General features: G+C 39.7%; 24 protein-coding genes and 3 pseudogenes. 3 read left to right on the top strand and 24 right to left on the bottom strand.

Annotation, left to right across the window (positions count from 1 at the left end; translation table 11 throughout):
* The first annotated feature begins 64 nt into the window (after nt 1-64).
* The gene (locus JCM19033_RS17705) at nt 65-274 is read left to right on the top strand and encodes a hypothetical protein (RefSeq protein ID WP_054637301.1); all 210 of its coding nucleotides are present in this window, start codon (nt 65-67) and stop codon (nt 272-274) included.
* Between the two features lie 262 nt (nt 275-536).
* Here JCM19033_RS17705 and JCM19033_RS17700 read toward each other — a convergent pair.
* From JCM19033_RS17700 to JCM19033_RS17610, 18 genes and pseudogenes are all read right to left on the bottom strand, one after another.
* Nucleotides 537-1,657: pseudogene (locus JCM19033_RS17700) on the bottom strand (cupin domain-containing protein).
* Between the two features lie 11 nt (nt 1,658-1,668).
* Nucleotides 1,669-2,508: a fumarylacetoacetate hydrolase family protein gene (locus tag JCM19033_RS17695; RefSeq protein WP_054637300.1), complete on the bottom strand. Its 840-nt coding sequence runs from the start codon at nt 2,506-2,508 to the stop codon at nt 1,669-1,671.
* Between the two features lie 168 nt (nt 2,509-2,676).
* Entirely contained in the window at nt 2,677-4,122 is a 1,446-nt protein-coding gene (locus tag JCM19033_RS17690) for an aldehyde dehydrogenase family protein (protein WP_054637299.1), read from the bottom strand.
* Between the two features lie 86 nt (nt 4,123-4,208).
* Nucleotides 4,209-5,000: an NAD(P)/FAD-dependent oxidoreductase gene (locus tag JCM19033_RS17685; protein ID WP_083465562.1), complete on the bottom strand. Its 792-nt coding sequence runs from the start codon at nt 4,998-5,000 to the stop codon at nt 4,209-4,211.
* A gap of 8 nt (nt 5,001-5,008) precedes the next feature.
* Complete coding sequence (locus tag JCM19033_RS17680) at nt 5,009-5,434, bottom strand: NAD(P)/FAD-dependent oxidoreductase (RefSeq protein WP_054637297.1); 426 nt, start codon at nt 5,432-5,434, stop codon at nt 5,009-5,011.
* 205 nt (nt 5,435-5,639) lie between these two features.
* Nucleotides 5,640-6,629, bottom strand: coding sequence for a 3,4-dihydroxy-2-butanone-4-phosphate synthase (locus JCM19033_RS17675; RefSeq protein WP_054637296.1), 990 nt, complete (start codon nt 6,627-6,629; stop codon nt 5,640-5,642).
* A 13-nt stretch (nt 6,630-6,642) separates the two neighbouring features.
* Nucleotides 6,643-6,993 (bottom strand): hypothetical protein, encoded by a 351-nt coding sequence (locus JCM19033_RS17670; RefSeq protein ID WP_054637295.1) that lies wholly within the window; start codon nt 6,991-6,993, stop codon nt 6,643-6,645.
* Nucleotides 6,994-7,016: 23 nt separating this feature from the next.
* The gene (locus JCM19033_RS17665; protein ID WP_054637294.1) at nt 7,017-7,559 is read right to left on the bottom strand and encodes an NADPH-dependent FMN reductase; all 543 of its coding nucleotides are present in this window, start codon (nt 7,557-7,559) and stop codon (nt 7,017-7,019) included.
* A gap of 25 nt (nt 7,560-7,584) precedes the next feature.
* The gene (locus JCM19033_RS17660; RefSeq protein ID WP_054637293.1) at nt 7,585-8,187 is read right to left on the bottom strand and encodes a cysteine hydrolase family protein; all 603 of its coding nucleotides are present in this window, start codon (nt 8,185-8,187) and stop codon (nt 7,585-7,587) included.
* A 69-nt stretch (nt 8,188-8,256) separates the two neighbouring features.
* Complete coding sequence (locus tag JCM19033_RS17655) at nt 8,257-9,426, bottom strand: LLM class flavin-dependent oxidoreductase (RefSeq protein WP_054637292.1); 1,170 nt, start codon at nt 9,424-9,426, stop codon at nt 8,257-8,259.
* A gap of 17 nt (nt 9,427-9,443) precedes the next feature.
* Nucleotides 9,444-10,115: an alpha/beta fold hydrolase gene (locus JCM19033_RS17650; protein ID WP_083465560.1), complete on the bottom strand. Its 672-nt coding sequence runs from the start codon at nt 10,113-10,115 to the stop codon at nt 9,444-9,446.
* Between the two features lie 321 nt (nt 10,116-10,436).
* Nucleotides 10,437-10,967: an SDR family NAD(P)-dependent oxidoreductase gene (locus JCM19033_RS17645; RefSeq protein WP_054637290.1), complete on the bottom strand. Its 531-nt coding sequence runs from the start codon at nt 10,965-10,967 to the stop codon at nt 10,437-10,439.
* A 114-nt stretch (nt 10,968-11,081) separates the two neighbouring features.
* On the bottom strand, nt 11,082-11,273 hold the full coding sequence (locus tag JCM19033_RS17640; RefSeq protein WP_054637289.1) for an SDR family NAD(P)-dependent oxidoreductase: 192 nt from the start codon (nt 11,271-11,273) through the stop codon (nt 11,082-11,084).
* A 25-nt stretch (nt 11,274-11,298) separates the two neighbouring features.
* Nucleotides 11,299-12,327 carry a zinc-binding dehydrogenase gene (locus JCM19033_RS17635; RefSeq protein ID WP_054637288.1) on the bottom strand — a complete coding sequence of 343 codons (1,029 nt, stop codon included), beginning with the start codon at nt 12,325-12,327 and terminating at the stop codon, nt 11,299-11,301.
* A 174-nt stretch (nt 12,328-12,501) separates the two neighbouring features.
* Nucleotides 12,502-13,149, bottom strand: a complete 648-nt coding sequence (locus tag JCM19033_RS17630) for an IclR family transcriptional regulator (protein ID WP_054637287.1) — start codon at nt 13,147-13,149, stop codon at nt 12,502-12,504.
* Between the two features lie 90 nt (nt 13,150-13,239).
* Nucleotides 13,240-14,819: pseudogene (locus JCM19033_RS26465) on the bottom strand (TRAP transporter permease).
* A gap of 551 nt (nt 14,820-15,370) precedes the next feature.
* Nucleotides 15,371-15,673 carry a TAXI family TRAP transporter solute-binding subunit gene (locus JCM19033_RS17615; RefSeq protein WP_054637284.1) on the bottom strand — a complete coding sequence of 101 codons (303 nt, stop codon included), beginning with the start codon at nt 15,671-15,673 and terminating at the stop codon, nt 15,371-15,373.
* A gap of 79 nt (nt 15,674-15,752) precedes the next feature.
* Nucleotides 15,753-16,478, bottom strand: coding sequence for a TAXI family TRAP transporter solute-binding subunit (locus tag JCM19033_RS17610; protein WP_054637283.1), 726 nt, complete (start codon nt 16,476-16,478; stop codon nt 15,753-15,755).
* Between the two features lie 487 nt (nt 16,479-16,965).
* On the opposite strand from JCM19033_RS17610, the gene JCM19033_RS17605 reads away from it, so the two are divergent.
* Together JCM19033_RS17605 and JCM19033_RS22650 are read left to right on the top strand one after the other, a co-directional pair.
* Nucleotides 16,966-17,505, top strand: a complete 540-nt coding sequence (locus JCM19033_RS17605; protein WP_054637282.1) for an IclR family transcriptional regulator — start codon at nt 16,966-16,968, stop codon at nt 17,503-17,505.
* Entirely contained in the window at nt 17,441-17,755 is a 315-nt protein-coding gene (locus JCM19033_RS22650; RefSeq protein ID WP_083465554.1) for an IclR family transcriptional regulator C-terminal domain-containing protein, read from the top strand. The genes JCM19033_RS17605 and JCM19033_RS22650 overlap by 65 nt, the downstream gene beginning before the upstream one ends.
* A gap of 314 nt (nt 17,756-18,069) precedes the next feature.
* Here JCM19033_RS22650 and JCM19033_RS17600 read toward each other — a convergent pair whose 3' ends face one another.
* From JCM19033_RS17600 to JCM19033_RS26455, 6 genes and pseudogenes are all read right to left on the bottom strand, one after another.
* Entirely contained in the window at nt 18,070-18,936 is an 867-nt protein-coding gene (locus JCM19033_RS17600; RefSeq protein WP_054637281.1) for an oxaloacetate decarboxylase, read from the bottom strand.
* A gap of 62 nt (nt 18,937-18,998) precedes the next feature.
* A complete protein-coding gene (locus tag JCM19033_RS17595) occupies nt 18,999-19,775 on the bottom strand; it encodes a class I SAM-dependent methyltransferase (protein WP_374701264.1) in 777 nt (258 codons plus the stop codon).
* Between the two features lie 32 nt (nt 19,776-19,807).
* Nucleotides 19,808-20,248, bottom strand: coding sequence for a tripartite tricarboxylate transporter TctB family protein (locus tag JCM19033_RS17590; RefSeq protein WP_054637280.1), 441 nt, complete (start codon nt 20,246-20,248; stop codon nt 19,808-19,810).
* A gap of 9 nt (nt 20,249-20,257) precedes the next feature.
* A pseudogene (locus JCM19033_RS17585) lies at nt 20,258-21,681 on the bottom strand (tripartite tricarboxylate transporter permease).
* Between the two features lie 131 nt (nt 21,682-21,812).
* Nucleotides 21,813-22,289, bottom strand: a complete 477-nt coding sequence (locus tag JCM19033_RS26460) for a hypothetical protein (protein WP_054637279.1) — start codon at nt 22,287-22,289, stop codon at nt 21,813-21,815.
* Complete coding sequence (locus JCM19033_RS26455; protein WP_269758356.1) at nt 22,250-22,783, bottom strand: hypothetical protein; 534 nt, start codon at nt 22,781-22,783, stop codon at nt 22,250-22,252. Before JCM19033_RS26455 ends, JCM19033_RS26460 begins: the two co-directional genes overlap by 40 nt.
* Nucleotides 22,784-22,966 lie beyond the last annotated feature (183 nt).

Below are 22,966 nucleotides of genomic sequence, written 5' to 3'. Positions count from 1 at the left end.
GTAACTCTTAATTCCTTAAGAGTGATAATTACAATTCAGCCAGTAACACATAATCAATGGCAGGATGGGTGCCCAGGTTAATGTTGCCGTTCCGCTGAAAGGAGAGATGGGGTTTGATGAGACGATCAAGAACCTTCCCACTACAACAAAAGTGATTAACTTGTTGAAAAAGGAAAAGGCGAGAAGAAAAAGTGAAAACGAGAAACTTCTAAGTATTGTCCAGATTGTTATTCTAAATATATTTGCTCGCAGGCCTAATCGCCTACCTCTTTAATATGACGAAACAAATTTTGATATCTAGAACTTACTTTGGCATACGCAAAAATCATCTTCCTCCCCCACTATTCGTTTGAACATGTTAATATCCTGATTATGGTGAATTCCACATTGTTCATCCAGCGTGTACATTGAGTGAACATATATATATAATCACCTCCAAGAAAATCTCATTCTTTACAGCTTGGTGTGATCCATATTCCGTGAAAGAAAATAAGACGACAGAAGCTTTGAGTAGCTTTTGTCGTCTTAATAACACCTTATAATTTTACACCAGTTTTGATAGGTTCAAATATCTTTTCCACTTTTTGATGCCCGTCATTTTCCTCGTACTCTTCTACTCTTTCAAAGTTAAACGCTTCCATGATTGGTAAATCATTCGTAGAGAAAAGGTAAGCCTCTTTTGTATCTGAGGTATTTACATGTTCATGCCAGCACCAGGTAGGAACCACCAAAAAGTCTCCCTTAGACCAATCAAATCGTTCTCCTTCTACGATTGAGTAACCTTCACCTTCAAAAACATGGTAAATTGTGCTATGGACATGTCTATGAGCTTTCCCTTTAAATTTCGGATCTAGCCTTTGCATGCGTGCTCCAATTCGATCTACTGCATCTCCACCGGTAGTTGGGTTTATATATTCCACTGCATACCCGTCATAAGGATCTGCCTCTAATTTAGAAAGACCTTCGATCCCTGCTTTTGTTTTTTCCCATGTATAACGTCCTAGTGGAGCTATTTTTTCTTTACGGTCACTGATTGGACGAGTCATCCCACCGTTATACCTCTTTATACTATAATCATCTTCTACAAGCAGGTCTTGTTGTTTTTTTTCATGAAATTCGGTAAAACACGTAGATAGAAACTTGGTAAAGGGAACATCAAGCAGTCCATCCATAGTACCTCTTCATCATCAATGTTTGTATGATCATGCCAGGTCCAGGTTGGTGTAATTAAGAAGTCTCCCGGTTCAAAATTGATTCTCTCACCATTTACTCGTCCTTGGCCTCCATGTCCGTCAATAATAAAGCGCAACGCAGTGGTTGTATGCCGGTGAGCTGGAGCTATTTCTCCTGGCTTGACTGCTTGAACTGCAGCATATAATGTTTGAGTGGCACCGCCCCAACCAACAGGTTCTAAATCTTTCATCCCAGGGTTAATTAAAAAGACTGCTCGGCGGTCTGCCCCATCACCCACCGTTAAAAGTTCTTCAGCTTCTTTTAGCCGTTTTTTTATAAGGTCGCTTTTCCAAAGGTAGGGAATGGGTTTGGATTTAGGTTCAATGGTATTTAACTCGTGTATGGATGACCAAAGTGGACCTAGATTCTCTTCTTCTAATTTCTCATGTAGCTTCTCAAGCTCTTGATTAGAACCAGAATTCATCTTTACCCCTCCTATTTATAATCAACAGAGACCTTAAACTCTCCAACTCTTTCAATTTGCAGGGTTACTTTATCTCCAGCTGTAATGGGACCAACTCCTTGAGGGGTGCCGGTTGTCAAGATATCCCCCGGTTCTAGTGTCATAACAGCGGAGGCTGCTTCTAAAAATTTATAACAATCATAGATTAAGTCTCTCGTATTTGCTTCTTGACGCTTTTCTTCATTTACCCACAGATTCAAGTCTACTTCATTGGGAGTATCTAGTTCATCCGCTGTGACAATCCACGGACCGATCGGAGTAAAGGTGTCAAACGATTTTCTCCAAGGACGATCTTCTTTTCCCCGTACGGTTATGTCTAGTAATCCAAAGTAACCAAATATATATTTATGGGCCTCGGAGGCGGGAACATCTTTCGCTTGTTTATCTACGATGAAAGCCAGCTCTGCTTCATGGTCTGTTCTACGATCTTTGAAAGGAAGTTTTATCGTATCCTCCGGACCAATGATTGAAGAAGGCGCTTTCAAGAAGAACCCTAATTTTTCAATCGTATACTCGGCATTGTTAAACTGTTCATTCATTTCATCTTGGTGCAGATAATAGTTTACCGGGGCCGCTACAATTTTCCCAGGATTTGGAACTGGTGCATTTAGTTTTACCTCGGAAAGATTTTGGGCCAAGTTTTCCGTAAGCTTTTCCTCGATTAATTCCTTGTTGGTTTTGTAGCTTTTCATAAAAGTAAGTAACGAATCTTGTGGGTGATCTGCATCCCAAGAAACTATATCTGTCACATCATAAATTTTGTCGTCCTTTACAACTCCAACCTTTGTTTCGTTATATAAAGCAATTTTCATGTGTGAAACACCCCTTAACTCATTATGTGAGATTGCCAACTCATTTACTAACTTAAGCATAGCAAAAGAGAACTTAAATAGTCAAGAATATTTAGTTTATTTTTACTTGTCTGTCATCTATATTTTGCTTTTGCTTTTCCGTAAGATCATTTCATGCGGTTCGGCTCTTTACTTCCGCTCTTTATGAAAGTGAATGGCGTGGTGGTCTATATACTCCTCAAATACAAGCTCAGAGTTTTCCCTTCCCATACCGCTCTGTTTGACTCCACCAAAAGGCATGTGCTTATATCCTAGCCGGGACTGTGCGATACCATTGATAAAAGTAAAACCAGCTTGTAATTGTTTAGCGACACCTTTCCCAAGCTCTTCGTTATTGGTCCAAACGGAAGAACCCAGACCAAATTCTGTACTGTTAGCCATTTCAATAGCTTCTTCAAGGTCGTTGTAAGGAACAATAGGTAAAATGGGTCCAAATTGTTCTTCTTTTACCAGCCTATGATCAAAAGAAATGTCCTTTACGGCTGTCGGTAACAGGTAATATCCATGTTCCCACAACTCAGGCTGAAGCTTCTTTCCTTCCGTAATGACTTCTGCTCCTTGTGCCTTGGCTTCTTGTATGAGGGTCTTAACATGTTCGAATTGTTGTTTGTTGTTCATGGGCCCAAAGGTTGCACTTTCATTCAATTGATGGCCAACCTCAACCTCTTTTAAGTGGTTAACGATTTCATGAAAGAAAGAATCATAAATGGAATGTGGAACGTATACTCTTTTGGTAGCAAAGCAATACTGCCCTGCTTTTCTAAAACTGCTTTGAATGACGGCAGCGGCCGTTTCTTGGATATCAGCATCTTCCAAAAGGATAGCTGCATCATTGCCCCCAAGCTCGAAGTGAAGATCCTTAAGAGAATCAGCCGCTCCCCGCATAATGTGTTTGGCAGTTTCTCCTCCACCGGTAAAGGAAACCATCCGAACATGAGGATGAGAAGTTAAGGCTGAGCCTACCTTACCGTCACCATGAATAATGTTTATTACTCCCGGAGGCAGAGGGGCTGCCATTCGTTTAATAACTTCGTACGTACCCAGAGAAGCAAAAGGCGAAGGCTTAAATACGATGGTATTTCCGCTTAAAACAGCTGGTACAAGCTTTTGCATCGTCAATACAATAGGAGCATTCCAAGGAACGATTCCTGCAATAACCCCCTTCGGATCTTTTTCAACTTTCACCCAGCTTTCTTCATCTTCAATTAATGGAGTAGTAAAGTAGTCCCTGGCCAATTCTATGAGATTCTGAATACCATTTAAAGCTAGTAATAGTTCTGCTTTTGTTGTAGAGATTTGCATACCGTTTTCCGAAGAAACAAGTTCTGCAAGTTCATCTAGATCCTTCGTTAAAGAAGAAGCCCCTTTTTGTAAAAAAGAAATTCTTTGATCCAACGAGACGCCTTTCCATGTCTTAAACGCATCATGAGCTGATTCCACACAATCTTCTACATCAGATACTTCTCCTACCGCTACTTGTCCCACAGTTCTGCGAAAATCTCCCGGATCCGTGACTGACTGATAATTATCCTTTTTTCGTTCTTCATTATTAATCCAGATATGTGCTTGTTTCATGTAACTATCTCCTTTTCTTTAAAATGACAGCTAGAAGAAACAGCAAGAGTCATCTACACTCTTGCTGTTTCTTCTTTACTATTTATTCACTTTGTGGGATTAACTTCAGGAGGTTTCCCAATGCCTTGATCTTGGACACTGGCAATTAACGAAGAATTAATCAACCACTCCCTAGCTTTTTCAGGGTCGTTAGCCACTTCACTCAGTTCTTTTTGCAGGCGTTTTCTTTCCTGTTCATCTTGTTCTTTCATTAACTTGGTATTCTTTTCGCTTATAGCTTTTACGTAATTTTTCGCCACACGTTGACGGACTTCACTGTACTTTCTTAATTCGGCTTCTCGATTAGATCCTTCTTTAAAGATACGTACTAACCTGCGGCTGAGATCTACCGCATCGTGTATGCCACTATTAAGACCCAGACCGCCCATTGGGCTATTTAAATGAGCAGCATCCCCTACTAAAACGACTCTTCCGTTATAAAACTTATCAGCTACTCTTTGATGTATCCGATAAATGGTATTTTCTACAATTGGGAAATGGTCAGTCGTATTAAGGGCTTTTTGAATTGTCTTTTGAATATTGTGTGGATCCAGGGCTTCCTTTTCAGGTGTATCCGGTTTCACAGGGTATAGAAACCTCCACGCTTCTGGCACTCGTAAAATAAACAAAAATTCGTTAGGATCTGATATATAGTTAACATAGGCTAAATCAGGAATATAATCATGAAAATCGGTAGGAGTGCCGACCAATAACCATCGTTCTTCATGAGTATAGCCATCAAACTGCACACCTGTTAATTTCCGGACCTTGCTTCTTCCCCCGTCCGCTCCAAGCAAATAAGGAGTTTTGAGGACTCTTTCTCCTTCCGGCGTCCCTATCGTAACACTTACTTCATCTTCATTCTGGTATAATCAACAACCTCAGAATTAAAAATAACTTCGACATTTGAACGGTCCTTTAACCGTTCAAAGACTAGTTGAACATAAGTAGCCTGAGAGCACTGTAAGCGAAACGGATAATTGGTTATGTCAGAAATTTGGCTAAAATCAAACTCTGCATATAGCCCATCATTTCGATCTCTGTAGTGGACTTTGTATGCTTTAAAACCTTTCTCCAACATACGATCAACTACACCTGTTTCTTGTTCTAATAATTCCATGGTTCCAGCGTGAAAAGTTGATGCCCGCCACTCTTTATTTGGTTCAGCTTCTTTTTCCACAAGCAACACAGGAATATCATTTAAACTAAGTATTTCAGCAAGCGTTACACCAACGGGTCCTGCACCAGCAATAACAACGGGTTGATTAGACATAATCATGCCTCCAAATATTTAAGTCTTCTTGTTAATACTTTGATTTCTAAAATAGAATTACACTCCCTTTGTGTAACTCACTAAATGAGTTGGCAATCTCATTTTATAAGTAGACTTTATCAATTTTTTAGACAATTGTCAATATTTTGTGCTTTAATCACTCAACTAAAAAATAAAAAAACCCTCACTATTGGACAGTGAGAGGTTATACATATACCTTAGAATGAGCTGGGGAAACTATTCTTTCTTTTATAAGACGTTCAATCTCCCTCATAACTGCTTGCTGGACGCACCCCTGCTTTGTTTTAGAAACGTTCCTTTCTGGTGTAAATCCAAAAACAATCGTGCGTATCAAACCATTCTCTAATTGCTCATAATAGTCTTTAAAATGCAACAAACATGAACAGGCAGTTGAGTTTAATAAATCACCAATATGGCATGGTTGATAATAAATCGTCTCCATTTTCATATTGCCTAAAGAGTTAAAATAAACCTTGTATCTTTCATCTAGATAGTCATTTTTCAATTCTAAAACACTAACACCTTTGGCAGGATCGATGACTTCTTCATTTTCAACTTTTAGCCAAGTCGTTTCAAGTGCTTGTATTTTAAGAAGCGAACTAAAATTAAAAATCTCCATGTTATGATATGTCGCCAATTGTTTAACCTCTTCGAATGATGCAATATCCCCTTGTTTATTTAATATCTCACAAACGGTTGCGATCTTCCCTAACCCCTTCTCTTTCACTGCCACCAAAGCAGCTTCCGCAATTCCCTCCCGTTCAAGAAGCTTGTTAGGTTTACTGATTAAAGGGAAAACATGTCCAGGTCGTTGAAAATCTTTTGGTTCAGTCATTTTGTTATCAAACGAAGCTATTGTTTGATAACGTTCAAAAGCAGAAATTCCTGTTGTACTATCTATATGATCTACTGAAACGGTGAACTCTTTGTAATGATCTTCTCCTTCTTTCTTCAAGCTATTTAGGTTGAAGCGTTTTGCCATGTCCTTTTCAATACAGACGTATACTAGTCCCTTCCCTTCTGTAATCATAAAGTTGACCATCTGTTCATTTAAATGCTTATCTCCACCTAAAAGATAAGCTACTTTTGAATGTAAATCATCATACAGTACGATAGGTTTGGGGAATTGGCTTTTATGAGGATAGTTTTTTTCGTTTTCATTTCTTGTAGACATGACCTGCTCCTCCTCAGCTTTGAGCTATTTCTCCTTGATTGGAGAGTGTATGAGCTCGAGATAAAAAGACATTGATTCTAGTAACTAAACCATGACTTCCAAATTTCACTCTTCCGTTTGACTTGATTCCTTTTTCTTTATCCAAATAAAGGAGAAACTCTATGATTAGTTTTCGCCGATCAAGAATCTGAGTCGCTCCTTTTTGATAAAAGATATTCTCTATAGTGTTATACATCCCTCGGTTGATAAAAAACTCTTTTTCACAATACTTGACAAACAATAAATCGGGGAGGTGAAGAAGTTCTTTCTGCTTTTTAGAAGAGGTCGTAAATGCTGCTTTTGGTTTCTTTTTATACTTGCTCATAAGATTCTCCCTTTCCCTCCCCTTCATTGTTTCGTGTGCATTGCACCAAAGAAGCTAACAGAGTCATTTATAAATCTATGCAGCCTTTCCACCATTTCCTTATCAACCACCTCGTTATGTTCATCGAAGTGATCTCGGTGAATATAAACATAGGATGGCAAGGTGTATGCTTTAAAGTATGATAGGATAGGTTTTAACTGGTTCTCCATTACAAGGTAATGATTATATGAGCCACTAGTGGCAAGAACAGAGACACCCTTATTTTTCATTGCCTCCACGGGAAGTAAATCAAATAAGTTTTTTAACGTTCCAGGTATGGAAGCTTGAAAGATGGGTGTTGCTATAATGTAACAATCAGCATTAGTAATTTTGTCGATGATTTTTCGGGTATCACCTGTGTAAGCTGAGGGATCACGACCATCACAAAATTCAACGTCAAAATCTTTTAAATTAATAGTCTCCACCTCTACCTCCGAGTACTGCTCTTTAATTTTGGAGGCTACGCTGTTTAACACTGCTCCTGTTTTACTTCCTACGATTGTTCCTGATATGGCAAGTAGCTTCACATCTCTCTCCTTTCCGGGAAAACTTTTAATTATTACCTGATAAAAGTTCCCTTTCCTTAAAATAATTGTTGATGGTCCTTACCTTGCCGAAGTATTGTTTTAAATTAAAGAGAGCATTTTCATGTTCATTCTGTGAATAGGCTGCTGTAGCATCTTCAAGTGTGATGGTTTCATAGTTAAGCATAAACCCATGCCGAACCGTGCTTTCTACGCAGACATTGGTTGTGCACCCGGCAAACAGCACCCTATTTACACCTTGGGACCTTAAAATAAGATCTAGATTTGTTCCTAAAAAAGCATCATATCTATTTTTTTCTATAACCAAATCATTTTTCTCTGGTCTTATGCCATAAAAATCCTTCCCCCATAGCGTACTACATAGTTGTCGAACGCCTTCACTTCGACTCTCCCAGACCGGTGCATTTGAAAGTGAATGGTGATGTGTTTGAATGTAAATAATCAAACATTCATTTCTTTTTGCATGCTCCACAGCTCTTTGAACATTAGGCACAATCGATTGAACTGACGAGACATCGATCCCTCTCTTGGCCATCATTCCATCGGAAGAACAAAAATCATTTTGCATATCAATGATCACTAATGCTTCCTTAACTGGATTTTTTGCCAACCTCCCTGCTCCTTTCTCTCTTTTATTACTGACAAGGGAGGAAAGTGTTCCTCTCCTCCCCCCTTTTGGCTATCCTTGTACTGTTTTAGGCTGGTCTTCAAGTTCATGAAGCATAGGGATCACATGTTTTCCAAGTAGTCTAATATTATTCATCGTTCTCTCGTGCGTCATATTTCCAAATTGTATATTCATGTTAACTACACCAAACCCAAGCTCAGAATGATACTCTTTAAGCTTTTGTTTAATTGTTTCTGGGGATCCTACAAGAATATATCCATTGTTTACTAGATCTTCAAACTTTAATGCACCGGGTGTACCTAACCCGGCCTTGGTTTTCAAAATTTGTTGCATTGCTTCTGGTGGGATATAACCAGGTGGAAAGAAAAAGTCTCTTGGCATGACCATTAGTTTGTCAAAAAAGTACCTTGCATGTTCTTCTGCTTCGCGATAAGCTTGTTCGTCTGTTTCAGCACAGTAGATAAGCACGGACCATCCTAACTGGCTTGCTTGTGCTGTGTACCCTTCTTCTTCTGCTGCTTCCCGGTATGCATCAAAAGATTTCTTTACACTTTTAATAGAGCTAAACGTCTGCAAATAGGTATAACGCTTCTGGGCAGCAAACTTAATTGTATCCTTACTCCCCTGTGAAGGACACCAAATTGGCGGATGAGGTTTTTGGTAAGTCTTCGGCCAGGAGTTAATATTAAACGCATCATAGTGTTCACCATGGTAGGAAGTTGGTCCATCTTCAGTCCAGGCTTTTAAAATAATATCGTGTGCTTCAAAAAATCGGTCTTTTGATTTCGTAGGATCTAAACGGAAAGAATAAGATTCTGCTCCGATTCCTCTCACAAAACCAGAAATGATTCTACCTTTCGTGATGACATCCAGCATGGCAACTTCCTCTGCTACACGCTGTGGATGCTCATGAAGGGAAATAGCATTTCCCAAGATTGCAATCTTTGCGCGGCTTGTTCGTCTTGCTAACGTACCAGCCATTACATTAGGAGAGGGCATTAATCCATAAGCAGTTTGATGATGCTCATTGACTCCAATCCCGTCAAAACCCACTTCTTCGCAATATTCCAACTCATCTAGGTAAGAATTATAAAGCTCATTTGCTAATTCATGATCAAAATGAGAATTGGAGAAGTTTACCCATGCGCTCTCATACTTATCATTAAAATCCTCAGGCATATTTTTGTAAGGCATTAAATGGAATCCAAACGCTTGAACCATTATGATCCACTCCTTCTTTATATAAATTTTGAAATTTCTTTTAGTAGTTCTTCTCGCTTTTCGATGTAAGGTAAGTGTCCAGTTTCCTCAAATACAACAAGTTTTGAATTTGGCAATGCAGCATCTAGCTTTTCTCCGTTTTCGACTGGGATAAGTTCATCATTTTCTCCCCATATAATCAAGGTTGGGACGTGAAGACCTTCCGCTCTGGATAATAATTTAGGATCATATCCCTTCTCCCACATGAGTCTTGCATGCATGGATCTATTTTTTAACATTTCGATTGGCATGCTATCTAGAGGCGGCATTTGAGGAGCTTTAGATTTATCATAAAAAAGGCGTTGAGAAAGGTCATGAATAGTCATGCTAAACGGATCAATGGATTCCACGCCAGGAATGTTTATACCTGCTACATTCGAAACCACCAGTTTTTTGACTCTGTGTTGGTGAGTCAGTGCAAATTGAAGTCCAATCCATGCACCGAGGGAACTCGCACAAATGGAAACGCTTTCTATTTCCAGCAAATCGAGAAAATCACGATAATGGAAAGCCATGTCTTCGACGCTGTCCATGTGTTTGCAAACATCTGAGTCGTTGAAACCAGGGTGATCGGGCGCTATTACTTCAAAATGCTGGATAACTCCTCTAAGAAAGGATTCCATCCGCCACCATTTGCTCCGTGGAGCCAAAGTACCTGTTCTCCTTCTCCTTTCCGTAAGACTCTTACATTACACCCCTTCACATTAAGGGTTTCTTCTTTATAACTAACTACTGTGCTCATCATAACTCCCCTTTCGTTTCACTAGATGAGATGACCATCTCATTTTTGTTATAATAAAAGTAGCACGAGTTTTATGCTACTGTCAATGAATTATAAAAAATATTCAGATATTTATAAAAACCGTTTACTCTTTCTGTATGTTGGAATATAAAAACCCTTACACAGCACAAAATGCCATAAGGGTTTGTTTACAGGTTTCACATCCTTATCAAAAGGTTCCCCTAATCAATCAACTAAAGTACATGCCACCGTTCACGTTAACTGTTTGTCCTGTTACATACTGAAACTGGGTGGTGCAAAGACCGAGTACAACACTAGCTACCTCTTCAGGGTCACCAAACCTTCCTTTAGGTATTGATTGCAACAGTGCTTCTTTATGCTCTTCCGGTAAGCTCTCTAATGCTTGTCCACGCGCTGATTTCACAAAACCTGGAGAAACAGCATTTACATTGATTCCATACTCTGCTGTTTCTAGTGCAAGTTGACGTGTCATGCCTATGATGGCTGCTTTGGCTACGGCATACGGGCCTGAGGTGAAAGATTCAATTTTGTTTACACCTCGCTGGCCAGCTATGGAAGCAAAATTAACAATGCGGCCATACTCCTGCTTTTTCATATAAGGAAGAACTGCTTGAGAGCAAAAAAAGGCACTATTTAAGTTAACATTAATAATTTTTTCCCATTGTTCGACGGTAGCATTTGAAATACCAAGGAGAGGCGTACTGCTTGATGTAGCAGTAGAGTCAGAGCCACCAGCCACACTTTCTCTATCTGTCTTGCTGGTGCCCCTACATTGTTTACTAATATATCAACCCGTCCTTCTTTTTTAATCACAGTGTCTACCGTTTTTTAATTTCTTCTAGATTACTAACATCTACATCGTAACTAGAAGCAGATATGCCTTCGCCTCTAAATCGTGTACAGCGCTTTCCAAGTATGTCTGATCAATGTCACCTATCACAATCTTGGCACCGTGGCTGCCCAGATGATTCGCAATGGATCGTCCAATACCTAGAGGGTGTGCTGCTCCTGTTATCAAAGCGACTTGTCCTTTTAAACTATACATACTAGATACCTCCCCTTATACATTGTTAGAATCTAAAAACAGGCTTAACAACTTTTTTGCAAATAGCATCTTCAAATGCTTTTTCCGCCTCATGTATGGAATAGAGTGTGATAAGATCACTTAACTCTAGTTTTTTAGTTGCTAATAAATTAATCGCTTGTCGAAAGTTATTCCATTTATAAGCGCAACTTGAACGAATACTTATCTCACTTCTCACTAGGTGGGTTAAGTCTATTTGGGCAGGGCGCGAATAGAGGCCTACAAGGGTGACCACACCACCTTTTTGTAACACCTGTAAACTCGACTGAAGCGCAAGGGGAGATCCTGAGCATTCAATTACCACCCCTACTTTATCTGTTTTAAAGTGATGTTGAAGATAAGTAGTCATTTGTTCCTTTTCTACATTCACTGCGTGGAAGCCATTCTTTCGCAACAACGGGGACCTCGCTTTTTCATCATCTGACAGTCCAGTTATAACCGGGATCGCTCCCATTGACCGAACGACGTGGGCTGTAAGTATACCAACGGGGCCAGGTCCTGAAATTAGAACCAGCTCGCCGGGGGTTACGTCACAATTGTCTACAACCGCATGAATTGCTACTGCTAAAGGCTCAACCAGGCAAGCTTGTTCAAAAGACAACTCTGAAGGAACTTTGTGTAGGTATTTTGGTTTCGTCACGATTTGCTCCGTAAAAACACCATCCATCTTCATTCCTCTTACCTCAAACTCGTTGCATAAATGAGTGTTTCCTTGCATGCAAGAAGAACACTTTCCACAATACAAAATGGCCTCCACTACAACAGGATCACCTGGAACAAAATCTTCTACGTTTGATCCAACCTCTATAACCTCTCCTGCACATTCATGCCCCATCGTAATCGGGGTGTTTATATAGTGATGAGTTGGCGAAAAGGTGTATGCGTGAATATCAGACCCGCACACAGACGCTGTTTTGATTCGTACGGTCACCTCATTTTCAGTACAGGTAGGCAGTGGAACTTCCTCTACCCCGATGCTTCCATATTTTCTCTCTTGCTTTCTTATCGCTTTCACTAGGACCTATCCTCCCTGCTTAAAAGTAAAGAATCTTTCTTCTCTTTGAAATACTTACCTTTGTAACCCATACGGACGGATATCTCTTGTGTTGCTTTCAAAAGGAGATTTTCGGCCTTTGCAAGTTCTGGTCCTTTTAGCTGAACAGAGGGACCTACAATCCCGACGGCTGCTTCAGGTTGCCCTTTTGATTAAAATCGGCGCTCCCACTCCTGTAACCCCTATTGTGGTTTCATCCTTTTCTGTAAACAGACCTTTTGAACGAATATCTTCAAGCCTACGCATTACTTTCTCTTTCTCTGTTACTGTATATTTCGTTCGTTTAGGAATATCTTTATCCAAGATCCGCTCTACCTTATCTGTTTCTTCAAAGGCGAGTAAGGTATATCCCAAGACCCCATATACGTAAGGACGGCGTTGGCCAACGACTGATGAAAACTTTAACCCTTCACTGTTTTCTTTAATAAAAACATATATGATGTCCTCTTCATCCCCTAGCGCCATTACAATCGATTGTTTCGTATCTGCCTGCAGGCGTAGGAGAATATCTTCCGCTTCTTGATACACATCAAGGGAATAGGAGAGAAACACTCCCATTTCAATCAGCTTAAGCCCTGGTTTATAGTTTTGTTCTTTTTCATCGAACTCTACCATTCTTCGACTCTCAAGCGTACATAAAATCCTATAAACCGTAGACCTGGGGATTCCTGTGTATTCAACGACCTCTTCTAAAGTGAGCTTTTCATTAACCGTAGTAAATGCTTGTAAGACATCTATGCTTCGTTCGATCGATCGTATGGGATTAAATTTAATTTCTCTCACGTTTACCATTCCTCTAATCATTTTTCCAGGTAACGAAAAACGCGGCTTCTAAAAAACTCAGGAAGAAACCGCGTCTTTTTTACATTACGTTTAATCATTTTGAAGTTTATAATTCTCTTTGGTAGTTAAAGGTTGAAAATCTTTTTTTTTCAATTTCCATTCATTTAAAATGAAAAGAATACCGAGAACAAGACCTGAATAGTTTAAAATCCAGCTATACTCCCACATGGTATAAGGCATAAACAGAAATGCGGCTATAACTGTGACTATGATTCTTTTTCCGTAATGTAAACGATCAAAGAGATATCCCTCTACTCCCATGGCCAAGAGGTAACACGCAAAGACAGCTGTAGCTAAAGAAATCCCAGTTGCTACCCATGCTTGACTACCATCAAGGTTTATTAATAGTTCCGGTGCATAAACGAATAAAAATGGGACAATGTATGCAACAATGCCTAGTTGCATGGCCCGGAAACCTATTTTATGTGGACTGCCCTGAGCAATAGGTGCAGCAGCAAAGCACGCAACAGCAATTGGCGGAGTAAAATTAGAGACGATGGCAAAATAAAAGACAAATAAGTGGGCAGCTAATGGTTCAACTCCCAATTGTATAAGAGTGGGAGCAACGAGTACGGCAACAACCGCGTACGCTGCTACAGAAGGCATACCCATGCCTAGAACAATACAGACCAGGGCACTTACGATCAAAAGTGTCAGCAATCCATAATCCGCAATCCCTTGTAAAAGCATACCAATATTAAAACCTAAGCCTGTAATTCCAGTTACACCCATGACGATACCCGCGGCTGCAAGTACTATCGTGATTTCTAGCATGAGTTTTCCCGTGCCAAAAAGAAGATCATACAACTTTGTAAATAGTTTTTTTCGAACCGATTTTTGCAGCAATCCTAACGTTAAAAAGGCGATAATAGAAGCATACATCCCTGATAAAGAGGGAGTATATCCAACAACAAATAAGAAATATACCAAAGATCCAAAGGCTGGGATGATTAACCAACCTGTCTTTACAACTGCTTTAAAAGAAGGCAGCATATGTGATTTTAATCCAGTAGCACCTTGTCTAGCTGAAATAAAGTCCACTTGTAAAAATAAACATAAGTAATAAAGAAAGGCTGGATGATAGCTGCTACTGCAACTTCCACATACGGCACTCCTAATGTCTCAGCAATAATAAAGGCCGCAATACCCATAACCGGTGGGATAATCTGTCCTCCCGTTGAAGCTACTGACTCAACAGCTCCTGCTTGAGTAGAGTTAAAACCATTTCTCTTCATCAGGGGGATTGTCACATTTCCAGTGAGCAAGACATTGGAAACTGGGTTCCCAGTAACTGACCCAATGAATGTTGACCCCAGTATGGACCCTTTAGCTGGTCCGCCTCGAAACCGACCGAATGAAAATAAGGCGATATCATTTAAAATATCTCCACCACGCATAAAAATTAATATCTGTCCAAACAGGATAAACACTAAACCAATGGTAGCAGCTAGATTTAACATGCTCATCATTGCGCTTGGATCCAGATATAAGTAATTAAAGAGTTGATCAGGGGCGGTAGCGCTTCCGCTTAGTACGCCTGGCATATACGGAGCCAAGAAACCATAAGAAATAAAACTGACCACAATGAGCAATAAAACGAGTCCAAGCATACGGCGTATGGCTTCTAACACTAATAAAACAGCAAGAGCACTAATAATAAATCGTTCGGTTGTTACTTGTCCGATCATTAACATAATACTTGGGTAAAAAAACAAGAGATACCCACCCACAGTTAAGCCAGTAACGGCAAGAATCCAATCATACCAAGGAACTTTGTTTTTAGGCGAGTTCTTCGTAGCCGGGATAACAAGAAAAACCCCAAATAGAATAAGCGCAAAAAACAAACCAAAATACTGTTCATTAAAAAGAGTAAGACCCATTTGTTGGTGGACATTTAAAACAAACAAAATCCCAACTACAGGAATCATTATTAAAGAAGCACTGACTAATAAATTCATAAATTTATTCTCAAATTTACGGTATCTTTGCTGCTGGGCTTCTTTCGGAGGTCTTTGATTGGTTGTTTGCACTTTTTTATCTGACATAGTACTTTCCTCCTGCATAAACTTTATTGAGAAAGATAAGGAGAAGAAAGACAATACATCATTAAGGGATCCTTATCGTTGTATTGTCTTAAGAAAAGCTCCTATTTCAAATAGATTTAATCTCCAGTTAGTTCATCTTGGGCTTCCTGTGCTTCTTCAGTCCAAATCCCCTGGTCTTCAAAAAATTCGATTGCTCCTTCGTGGTATGGGATCTCAGGGTTTTCATCAAACATTTGCTCTGGCTCCCATGTACTTAGCCAAGGATGAATATCATGTAATTGCTCGTGATTTTCCCACAGTGTTTCCAGGACTTCATAAACCGTGTCATTATCCATGTGTGTAGAAGAAATAAAGTAGTTTGGATATTGAATCCCTGTTGTCTCCTCTGCTAGATATCCTTCCGGGTCCACGGTCGTCATTTCAACTCCAGGAACCCTTTTTCTATTTCTTCAAAGACCTCATCTGAAACGCTTTCAATTTCATCTGGTCCATAATCATCTAAAAATCAAAGCCAGCAAGCCCGGTCGCATTATGAGCTTCCTGCATTAGAGGCGTTGATGGCACAAGCGCAAAAGTAGCATCCACTTGGTTGTTTTGAAGGGCTTCTACTCCCCTGTCAATGGAGGGAACAGGTACATTATTTACATCATCCCAGGTCAATCCATTAGCATATAATGTTGCTTCCGAGATAAGCCTTGCTATAGTGGCTCCAGAAAAATCTGACGCTACACGCTTGCCCTCCAGGTCTGCCACACTCTCGATACCAGAGTCTTCTCTGACTGCCAGTCCAGTTGCTTTGATAAAATTACCTCGTACTAGTAGTCTCAGTTCATCCATCGACTCCTCGTACCCTACTTCCTCGTTTCCTTGATAAGCAAAAACCATGTCTGGTGCACTATCTACACCAAATCCTATGTTTCCATCATTTAATTGAGATAGCCATGCGTTAATCCCTGCATAAGGTTGAATGGAAGTTGACACATCGGAGTTTTGATTGATCATACTAGCTAAGCCATTTCCTACAGCGTTAACGGATGTCCCCTGAGGAGAAGTAGCAAAACTATAGGATCCACCATTTCCATTTTCAGCTTGTTCCACTTCTGGTTGTCCCTCATCCGTTCCCGTTTGCTCGGAGCCAGCAGATGAGTCGTTTCCCTCACCACATGCAGTTAAGAGCAAAACGGTTCCCCCTGTAATTAACATACCTTTGTAAAATTTTCTCATATCTTCACCCTCTTAAATAAGATTATTGTTTCAACATCAAGAGAACTGATTTCCAAAATAAACCAAAAAGATAACGCTTTCAAAATTACCTAAAGGAACTAATATCTAGTAAAATAGTATTACAGTCTACAAGGGACCTCCTCACTTAGCATATTCATCTTTACTCACTATGTGAGTTCATTAACTCATTATTTGATAAAAGTATAGCAAGTATTGTGAGACTAGTCAATGTTATTTAAATTTTTATAATTGTTTGAATTTAATTTTCTTTTGAGTATTATTAAGTCGTCACAGTAAGAGTGGAAGATAGAGTTTAAGACTATGTGAAAAAAGGTTATTGTACTTTATATTAGGTGTTTGGTCCTTTCCTATTTATTTAGATTGGTTAATATTTCTCTTCTTTTAGAATTTTGATATACTTACCATACAAAAATGAAATCTTTTTCTCGAGGTATGAGTTAAGATGTTCCTATTAGGGGGGAGCCTATTGCGTAATGTTAAAATGAATCCAATACGTTCTGTCGACCGCGCAATCGATATATTATTAGCTTTTTCCGCAGATACACCTGAACTAAGTATTGAGGAACTAGCAAAGAAAACAGAAATACCTAATTCCACTGTTTATCGTCTCTTGTGCACGTTAGAAAAAAGGAGTCTCGTTCATTTCAATGAAAAAACAATGAAATACAAACCAGGTGTTCAACTCTTTGCCCTAGGATCTCTTACTCCCTATGTTCTAGACGTTCGGGAAGAAGCACAGCCGATCTTAGAAAATATCTTTGAGAAAACAGGACAAACCATTATTATGTCAGTGCCTGATGGGGATGAGATCATTTATGTATTTAAAAAAGAAAAAAATCATGGGCTAAAATTCTCTTCTTCTATTGGACAGAGAAGACCTTATATTTATGGGGTACTCGGCCCAAGCATATTAGCTTTTTTCCGGAAAAGAAAGGGATCGAATTTTAAAAATTCCAAGACCAACGTACACTACAAAGACGATAACCGATCAAACTGTTATAAATGAACGCCTAGAGAACATAAGACAAACAAAATTATATACAGAAACTGACGAAACTACACTAGGGGTAACCGGGGTTGGAGCCCCTATTTTTAACATGAACGGAGATGTCATTGCAGCTATAGGGGCTGTTGGACCAACGGTTTATATAGAAGATCAATTGGATTTGGTTCAAGAACTTATTCGAGAAGGGGCCATAGAAATTTCTAAAAAAATGGGGTACACAGAAGATAGTATGGGAATCAAAGCTCCGTAAGACTACTGAGAAACAAAACTACCACTAACCTATCTAAAAACATCCCCTCTTTAGTATGTAAGAAGGGGTTTTAAAGTATTAATAAATCTTGGACGGTTAAAGTTTTTGCGGAAGGAGTAAATGACTCGAGGGTTTAATCTTATAGGGGGAAGTATACAGCCAGTTTTCATTAGGTGTTTACTATTAGATACAACAAACCATTCTCTCTTTTTCATACTTTTAATGTAAAAAAGCCTTCATTATTTTCAAGACCCCATTTATCAAAATGGGGTCTTGAAAAAACAGCTTTCATACATTATATCTGTTTCATTAATTTATAAGTATTTATCCTCTAAATGTTTGATTTTTGTTAAGTGTGTTAGTCGGTTTCTTTCTTTCATCGAAATAATCTCGTCGAGCATGTGTTGAGTAGTTTGATCTTCCCTAAGGGAAAGTAAGGCATCCTGCATTGCTTTTATCGCTCTTCTATTAAGAAAGTTGGCATAAAGGACAATCTTATATCCGAGCGTTTCTAGTTCTTCATTTGTCTTTAAAGGGGTTAACCCATGTTCAACCATGTTGGCAATTTGTGGAGCATGAGGCAGTGATTTTGTGATTGTCTTCATTTCATCCTCTGTTTGAGGTGCTTCAACAAATAAAATGTCTGCACCGGCTTCGCTATACCTCTGAGCTCTTTCAATTGCTGAATCAATCCCCTCAGTTGCTCGGGCATCCGTTCTTGCTATAATTTTAAAGTTAGGATCTTTTCTTGTGTCTACTGCTGCTTTTATTTTGTTTGTCATCTCTTCAACGGAAACTATTTGTTTTCCGTCAAAGTGTCCGCATTTTTTTGGAGTACTTTGGTCTTCCAGTTGAATTGCTGAAACACCGGCATGTTCAAATTCAGTCACGGTCCTTACCAAATTAATCGCATTCCCAAACCCGGTATCACCGTCAGCAATAACTGGTATGTTTACGGCATCACAAATGTACTTCACTTGATCCAACACTTCTTTAAAAGAAAGCAGCCCAACATCTGCCATTCCTAACATGTTATTTGATAAGCCGGCTCCAGTAACGTATACAGCAGGAAACCCTGCTTCTTCAATCAGCCGAGCTGTTAAGGCATTTGCAGCTCCTGGAGCGACAATGATACCCTCTTCCTTTGTTAGTAGATTGTGAAACTTTACATTTTTATCCATACCAATCTCCTTTGAAGAAAGCTAGTCCCCAAACCGTAATTAAGGATTTACATATCACAAATCTATGATGATTTAGTAGCTTTTAACACGATGGCCTCTCCATTAAAACTGACCACTCTGTCTTCTTCAGCTTTTATTTTAAATTTTGCCTTTATCTCCTCATCTGCGTTATTGATGAAAGAGCTTAAGTCTTGTTTTTCGGTTTCTGTCATTTTCATTCGATCACACCAATCATCAAAGTGAAAGGTTTTTTCATAACGATGGCATACACTGAGTTCCAACCCATGCTCCTCAAGCATAGCCAGCCACTCAGACTTTTTCCATGCTCTTACATGGCTGTGGTCCCGCTCTTTTTCAATTGTGTTATAGAACGTATCAAAACTGTCTAGTTCCGGGGCAGTATTGTCTATAAGTAGAAATTCTCCACCAACCTTTAAGACTCGCTGTACTTCCTTCATAAACTTATGCAGGTCTGGAAAGTGGTGGGCAGCAATCCGGCAGGTAACTATGTCAAAGGAATCATCCTGGAAAGGCATTTCTTCTGCATCACCATGAACAAATGAGACATTTTCGTGTTGATTTTTCTGAATCAAGGAACGAGCTTCTGTTAACATTTCTTTTGTAAGGTCAAAGGCAACCGCTTCAGCTACATAGGGAGCAAAGGCATTGACTGTATGCCCGGCCCCTGTAGCTACATCCAATAACTGTTCGCTGCCTTTTTTCTCTGATAGTTCTACTAACAATGAAAGATCCTTTCCTTTCGCATGAAGCTCGCTTACTGTGTATCCGTAGGCATTCTTGCCAAACTGCTGCATCACATCTTCTTTTTGGTTAGTCAACCAAACCACCTCATTCTATTAGTTATTCCACCTTACATGTAAAAGAGTATTCCTCCTGGCCACTTTAACTCTACAAACTCTCCTAGTACAAAGAGGAAAGCTAATGTTCCCCCTACACTAACTGCAATTTGGAGTAATTTCATACGAGTGACAAAGTATAAAAACGCAATTAAATAAATTACCGTAGAAGGAATGAAACCTATAATATTTATTAACAGGATATAACCGATTAACCATCCAGCATACTTTAGTACTTCTCCAAATTGCTGATGAAAGAGCGTTTCTTCCTTTGTTTTCACATGATGTATTAAGGTTTGTATAAAGACAATCAAGGAAATGATTGCCCCTATTGATGCTACAGTCATGGGGAAATATCTAGCTGTATCTTGAAAAGAAAAAGATTCAATGATGAACCAAATACATCCTATAAAGATAAAACCAATAAATATAAGAGACACGGTTGTTTTCCGCATGATTAATACTCACCCTTTATTTTTAGCCCCTCTTAGAGCACTTAATTTAATTATCCAATAACTGCTGGCAAATATTAAAATGATGATACCTGCTATAATTAAAACTCCCGGTCGGTACACCCATTCCCAATCAAAACGGGAGACGGAAATCCAAAGGTATCTTTCGGCTGCCAAAGCCAATACAAATCCTATTAATATTGGGGCCCTTGGCCAGTCAAGCTGAACCATAATCCAACCAATAATACCCAACAACACAAACAACAATAGATCTCCCCAGTGCTGACTTGTTTGATAGGCTCCTATAATTAAAATGATGGCAAGGAATGGAACTAGCTTCGCAGGTTCAATTAAACTAAAGCGTGAAATGGGTTTGGTTAGGAACAGACAAGCCGCAGCCCTATAATATTTGCTATTACAAGTGTCCATATGATTGACATCGTCAAGGAGAGTTCATCAGTTACCATTCTAGGCCCCGCTTCTACACCCATTAAAAGCAGTCCACCAAGGAGGATGGCAGTGGTTCCGCTTCCAGGTATTCCAAACATTAACGTTGGAATTAAAGAGCCTCCTTCTTTTGCATTGTTAGAGCTTTCAGGTGCAATAACACCCCGAATGTCACCCTTTCCAAAGGATTCATTGTTTTTACTCGTTTGTTTAGCCGTGCCATAGCTTAACCAATCCACAACACTTCCACCTAATCCAGGGATAAAGCCAGCTACTGCCCCCAAAATAGAACTTCGTAAGACTAACCAACGGTTCTTTACTGCATCTTTAACTCCCTCAAACCAACTTCCAGAAAGAGACGAGCTTTCTGATATACTGCGTCTGCCAACTAGTAAGTCAATCAGCACAGGAAAAGCAAAAAGGCCAAGTGCCACTAGTGGCAGCGGAATGCCATTATACAAGTACAACCAGTCAAAGGTATAGCGGTATTCAGGTACAGATGGAGCACTCCCTATTACTCCAAGCATCATTCCAAATAAACCTGCTAAAATTCCAATAAAAGGGTTTTTTCCAGCGAGAATACCTACCATACTTAACCCTAATAGAGCGAGCATAAAGAGTTCTGGCGATCCAAAGGTGAGTATTACCGGCCGAACAATTGGAATAATAGAAAAGAGGATAATCCCGCCTATCACACCTCCAACCATAGAGGAAAAAAATGCAGCTCCTAATGCCCGTGCAGCCTGCCCTTTTTTAGCTAGTGGATAGCCGTCCATTATCGTTGCCTGAGACCCAGAAGATCCCGGTATCCCCAAGAGCACAGAAGGGAACGTGTCTCCTGTATGGACAACCGCTACCATCCCTATTAATAGAGCCATACCTGCATATGGATCCATCCCATAAACAAAGGGAAGAAGGATTGACATACCTACCGTACCGCTTAACCCAGGCAGCAAGCCAATCGTTAACCCGATAAATATACCTAGCATCATGTATAGTAACCGCGACCCATCTAAAACGATCGTTAATGTCTCAACAAGAGTCTCCAGCATCTTTGTGTTCTCCTCCTTTCCTTTGCTTTGCTTTAAATTTTGAACTTACTTGCATGTACCAAAGAAATTTATTGGTCCAGTCCATAGGTTTCATCTAAAAATCCTTTCACCCATTCCTCTGTACCTTCAGGAAGATCAAGAAGTCTTGGCATCATTTCCTGTATTTCGTCTCCTACAAACGGTTCATAGCCCATTACTTCCTCTCCTTCAACTTGATATTGCTCGTCTTCGACCATCCCTTCGGCCCCTTCTACTAATTCATTAAATGCTTCTTCAGGGACATCATCATGCACCCAAAGAACCTTTTGGACAGTAAACACAGCACCTACAAAGGCCTTGTAAGACTCCCACGCCTCTCCGGATGGCTCTTCACCGTAAATATCTATGTAGACTTCTTCTACTGTCGGTAAATCAGGAAACTGTGGATCTCTGACAAGGTTTCCATCCTCATCAAGCTGTCCTATTGAGTACATTGGTACAGCTTGTCCATCTTCTACCATAGGTTCTACGTTTGATAAATAACTAGAAGTAGTCTGAAAATCCATGTTCGTTTCACCTTGTTCAAAAGCAACTCTAGCTGGTCCACTGCTTCATAGCCAAAAATCCCATCTACATCTAACCCCAAAACCTCAAAGGATAGAAGAATGGTTAGTGGTAGTCCTGTGACACTGGTGCCCCCATAAACCAACTCCTCCTCGGCTTCTAAAATTTCATTTGGTTCGCTAATTCCAGTAGAATCAGAAACATAAACTACCCCTCCATCAGGATATCCAATGACTGGCTTGAAATTTTCGTAGTCATATTCTACTCCCTGTTCATCTAGTAAGTAAGCCGTGGTTGTAGATATACTAGCCCACAAAGAACTTTCACCGTCTGGCTCTCTCATTAGGGCAAATTCATTGGAACCTGTAATTGTTCCCCCGCCAGCTATGTTTACAACTTGTACATCAGGAGAACCCGGTATATGTTCACTTAAGTATGGTGCCATAAATCTTGCCTGTATGTCTGAGCCACCCCCCGGACTAGTAGGTACAATCATTTCTAAATCATTGTTTTCGTAAAAAGTTTCTCCGTTCTCTGAGCTTGCCTCCTGAGCGGAATCCCCCCACAAGCTGTAAGCGCTAATAGTGATAGACAGCCAACCCCTAAAATTTCATTTCTTCTTTTCATTTTCCTAACAACTCCTTTAAACACTTGTTATAATTAAATAGTTAAATTCGCA

The organism is Thalassobacillus sp. C254 (assembly GCF_001310615.1).
This window is presented reverse-complemented; position numbering and strand designations above follow the sequence as displayed.

Coding starts and splice junctions, on each gene's coding strand:
- JCM19033_RS17705 (WP_054637301.1), top strand. CDS start 65: ATGGGTGCCCAGGTTAATGTTGCCGTTCCGCTGAAAGGAGAGATGGGG.
- JCM19033_RS17695 (WP_054637300.1), bottom strand. CDS start 2,508: ATGAAAATTGCTTTATATAACGAAACAAAGGTTGGAGTTGTAAAGGAC.
- JCM19033_RS17690 (WP_054637299.1), bottom strand. CDS start 4,122: ATGAAACAAGCACATATCTGGATTAATAATGAAGAACGAAAAAAGGAT.
- JCM19033_RS17680 (WP_054637297.1), bottom strand. CDS start 5,434: ATGTCTAATCAACCCGTTGTTATTGCTGGTGCAGGACCCGTTGGTGTA.
- JCM19033_RS17675 (WP_054637296.1), bottom strand. CDS start 6,629: ATGTCTACAAGAAATGAAAACGAAAAAAACTATCCTCATAAAAGCCAA.
- JCM19033_RS17670 (WP_054637295.1), bottom strand. CDS start 6,993: ATGAGCAAGTATAAAAAGAAACCAAAAGCAGCATTTACGACCTCTTCT.
- JCM19033_RS17655 (WP_054637292.1), bottom strand. CDS start 9,426: ATGGTTCAAGCGTTTGGATTCCATTTAATGCCTTACAAAAATATGCCT.
- JCM19033_RS17640 (WP_054637289.1), bottom strand. CDS start 11,273: ATGTATAGTTTAAAAGGACAAGTCGCTTTGATAACAGGAGCAGCACAC.
- JCM19033_RS17615 (WP_054637284.1), bottom strand. CDS start 15,673: ATGACGACCGTGGACCCGGAAGGATATCTAGCAGAGGAGACAACAGGG.
- JCM19033_RS17610 (WP_054637283.1), bottom strand. CDS start 16,478: ATGAGAAAATTTTACAAAGGTATGTTAATTACAGGGGGAACCGTTTTG.
- JCM19033_RS17600 (WP_054637281.1), bottom strand. CDS start 18,936: ATGGATAAAAATGTAAAGTTTCACAATCTACTAACAAAGGAAGAGGGT.
- JCM19033_RS17590 (WP_054637280.1), bottom strand. CDS start 20,248: ATGCGGAAAACAACCGTGTCTCTTATATTTATTGGTTTTATCTTTATA.
- JCM19033_RS26460 (WP_054637279.1), bottom strand. CDS start 22,289: ATGGATTTTCAGACTACTTCTAGTTATTTATCAAACGTAGAACCTATG.
- JCM19033_RS26455 (WP_269758356.1), bottom strand. CDS start 22,783: ATGATTGTACCTACTAGTCCGGGGGGTGGCTCAGACATACAGGCAAGA.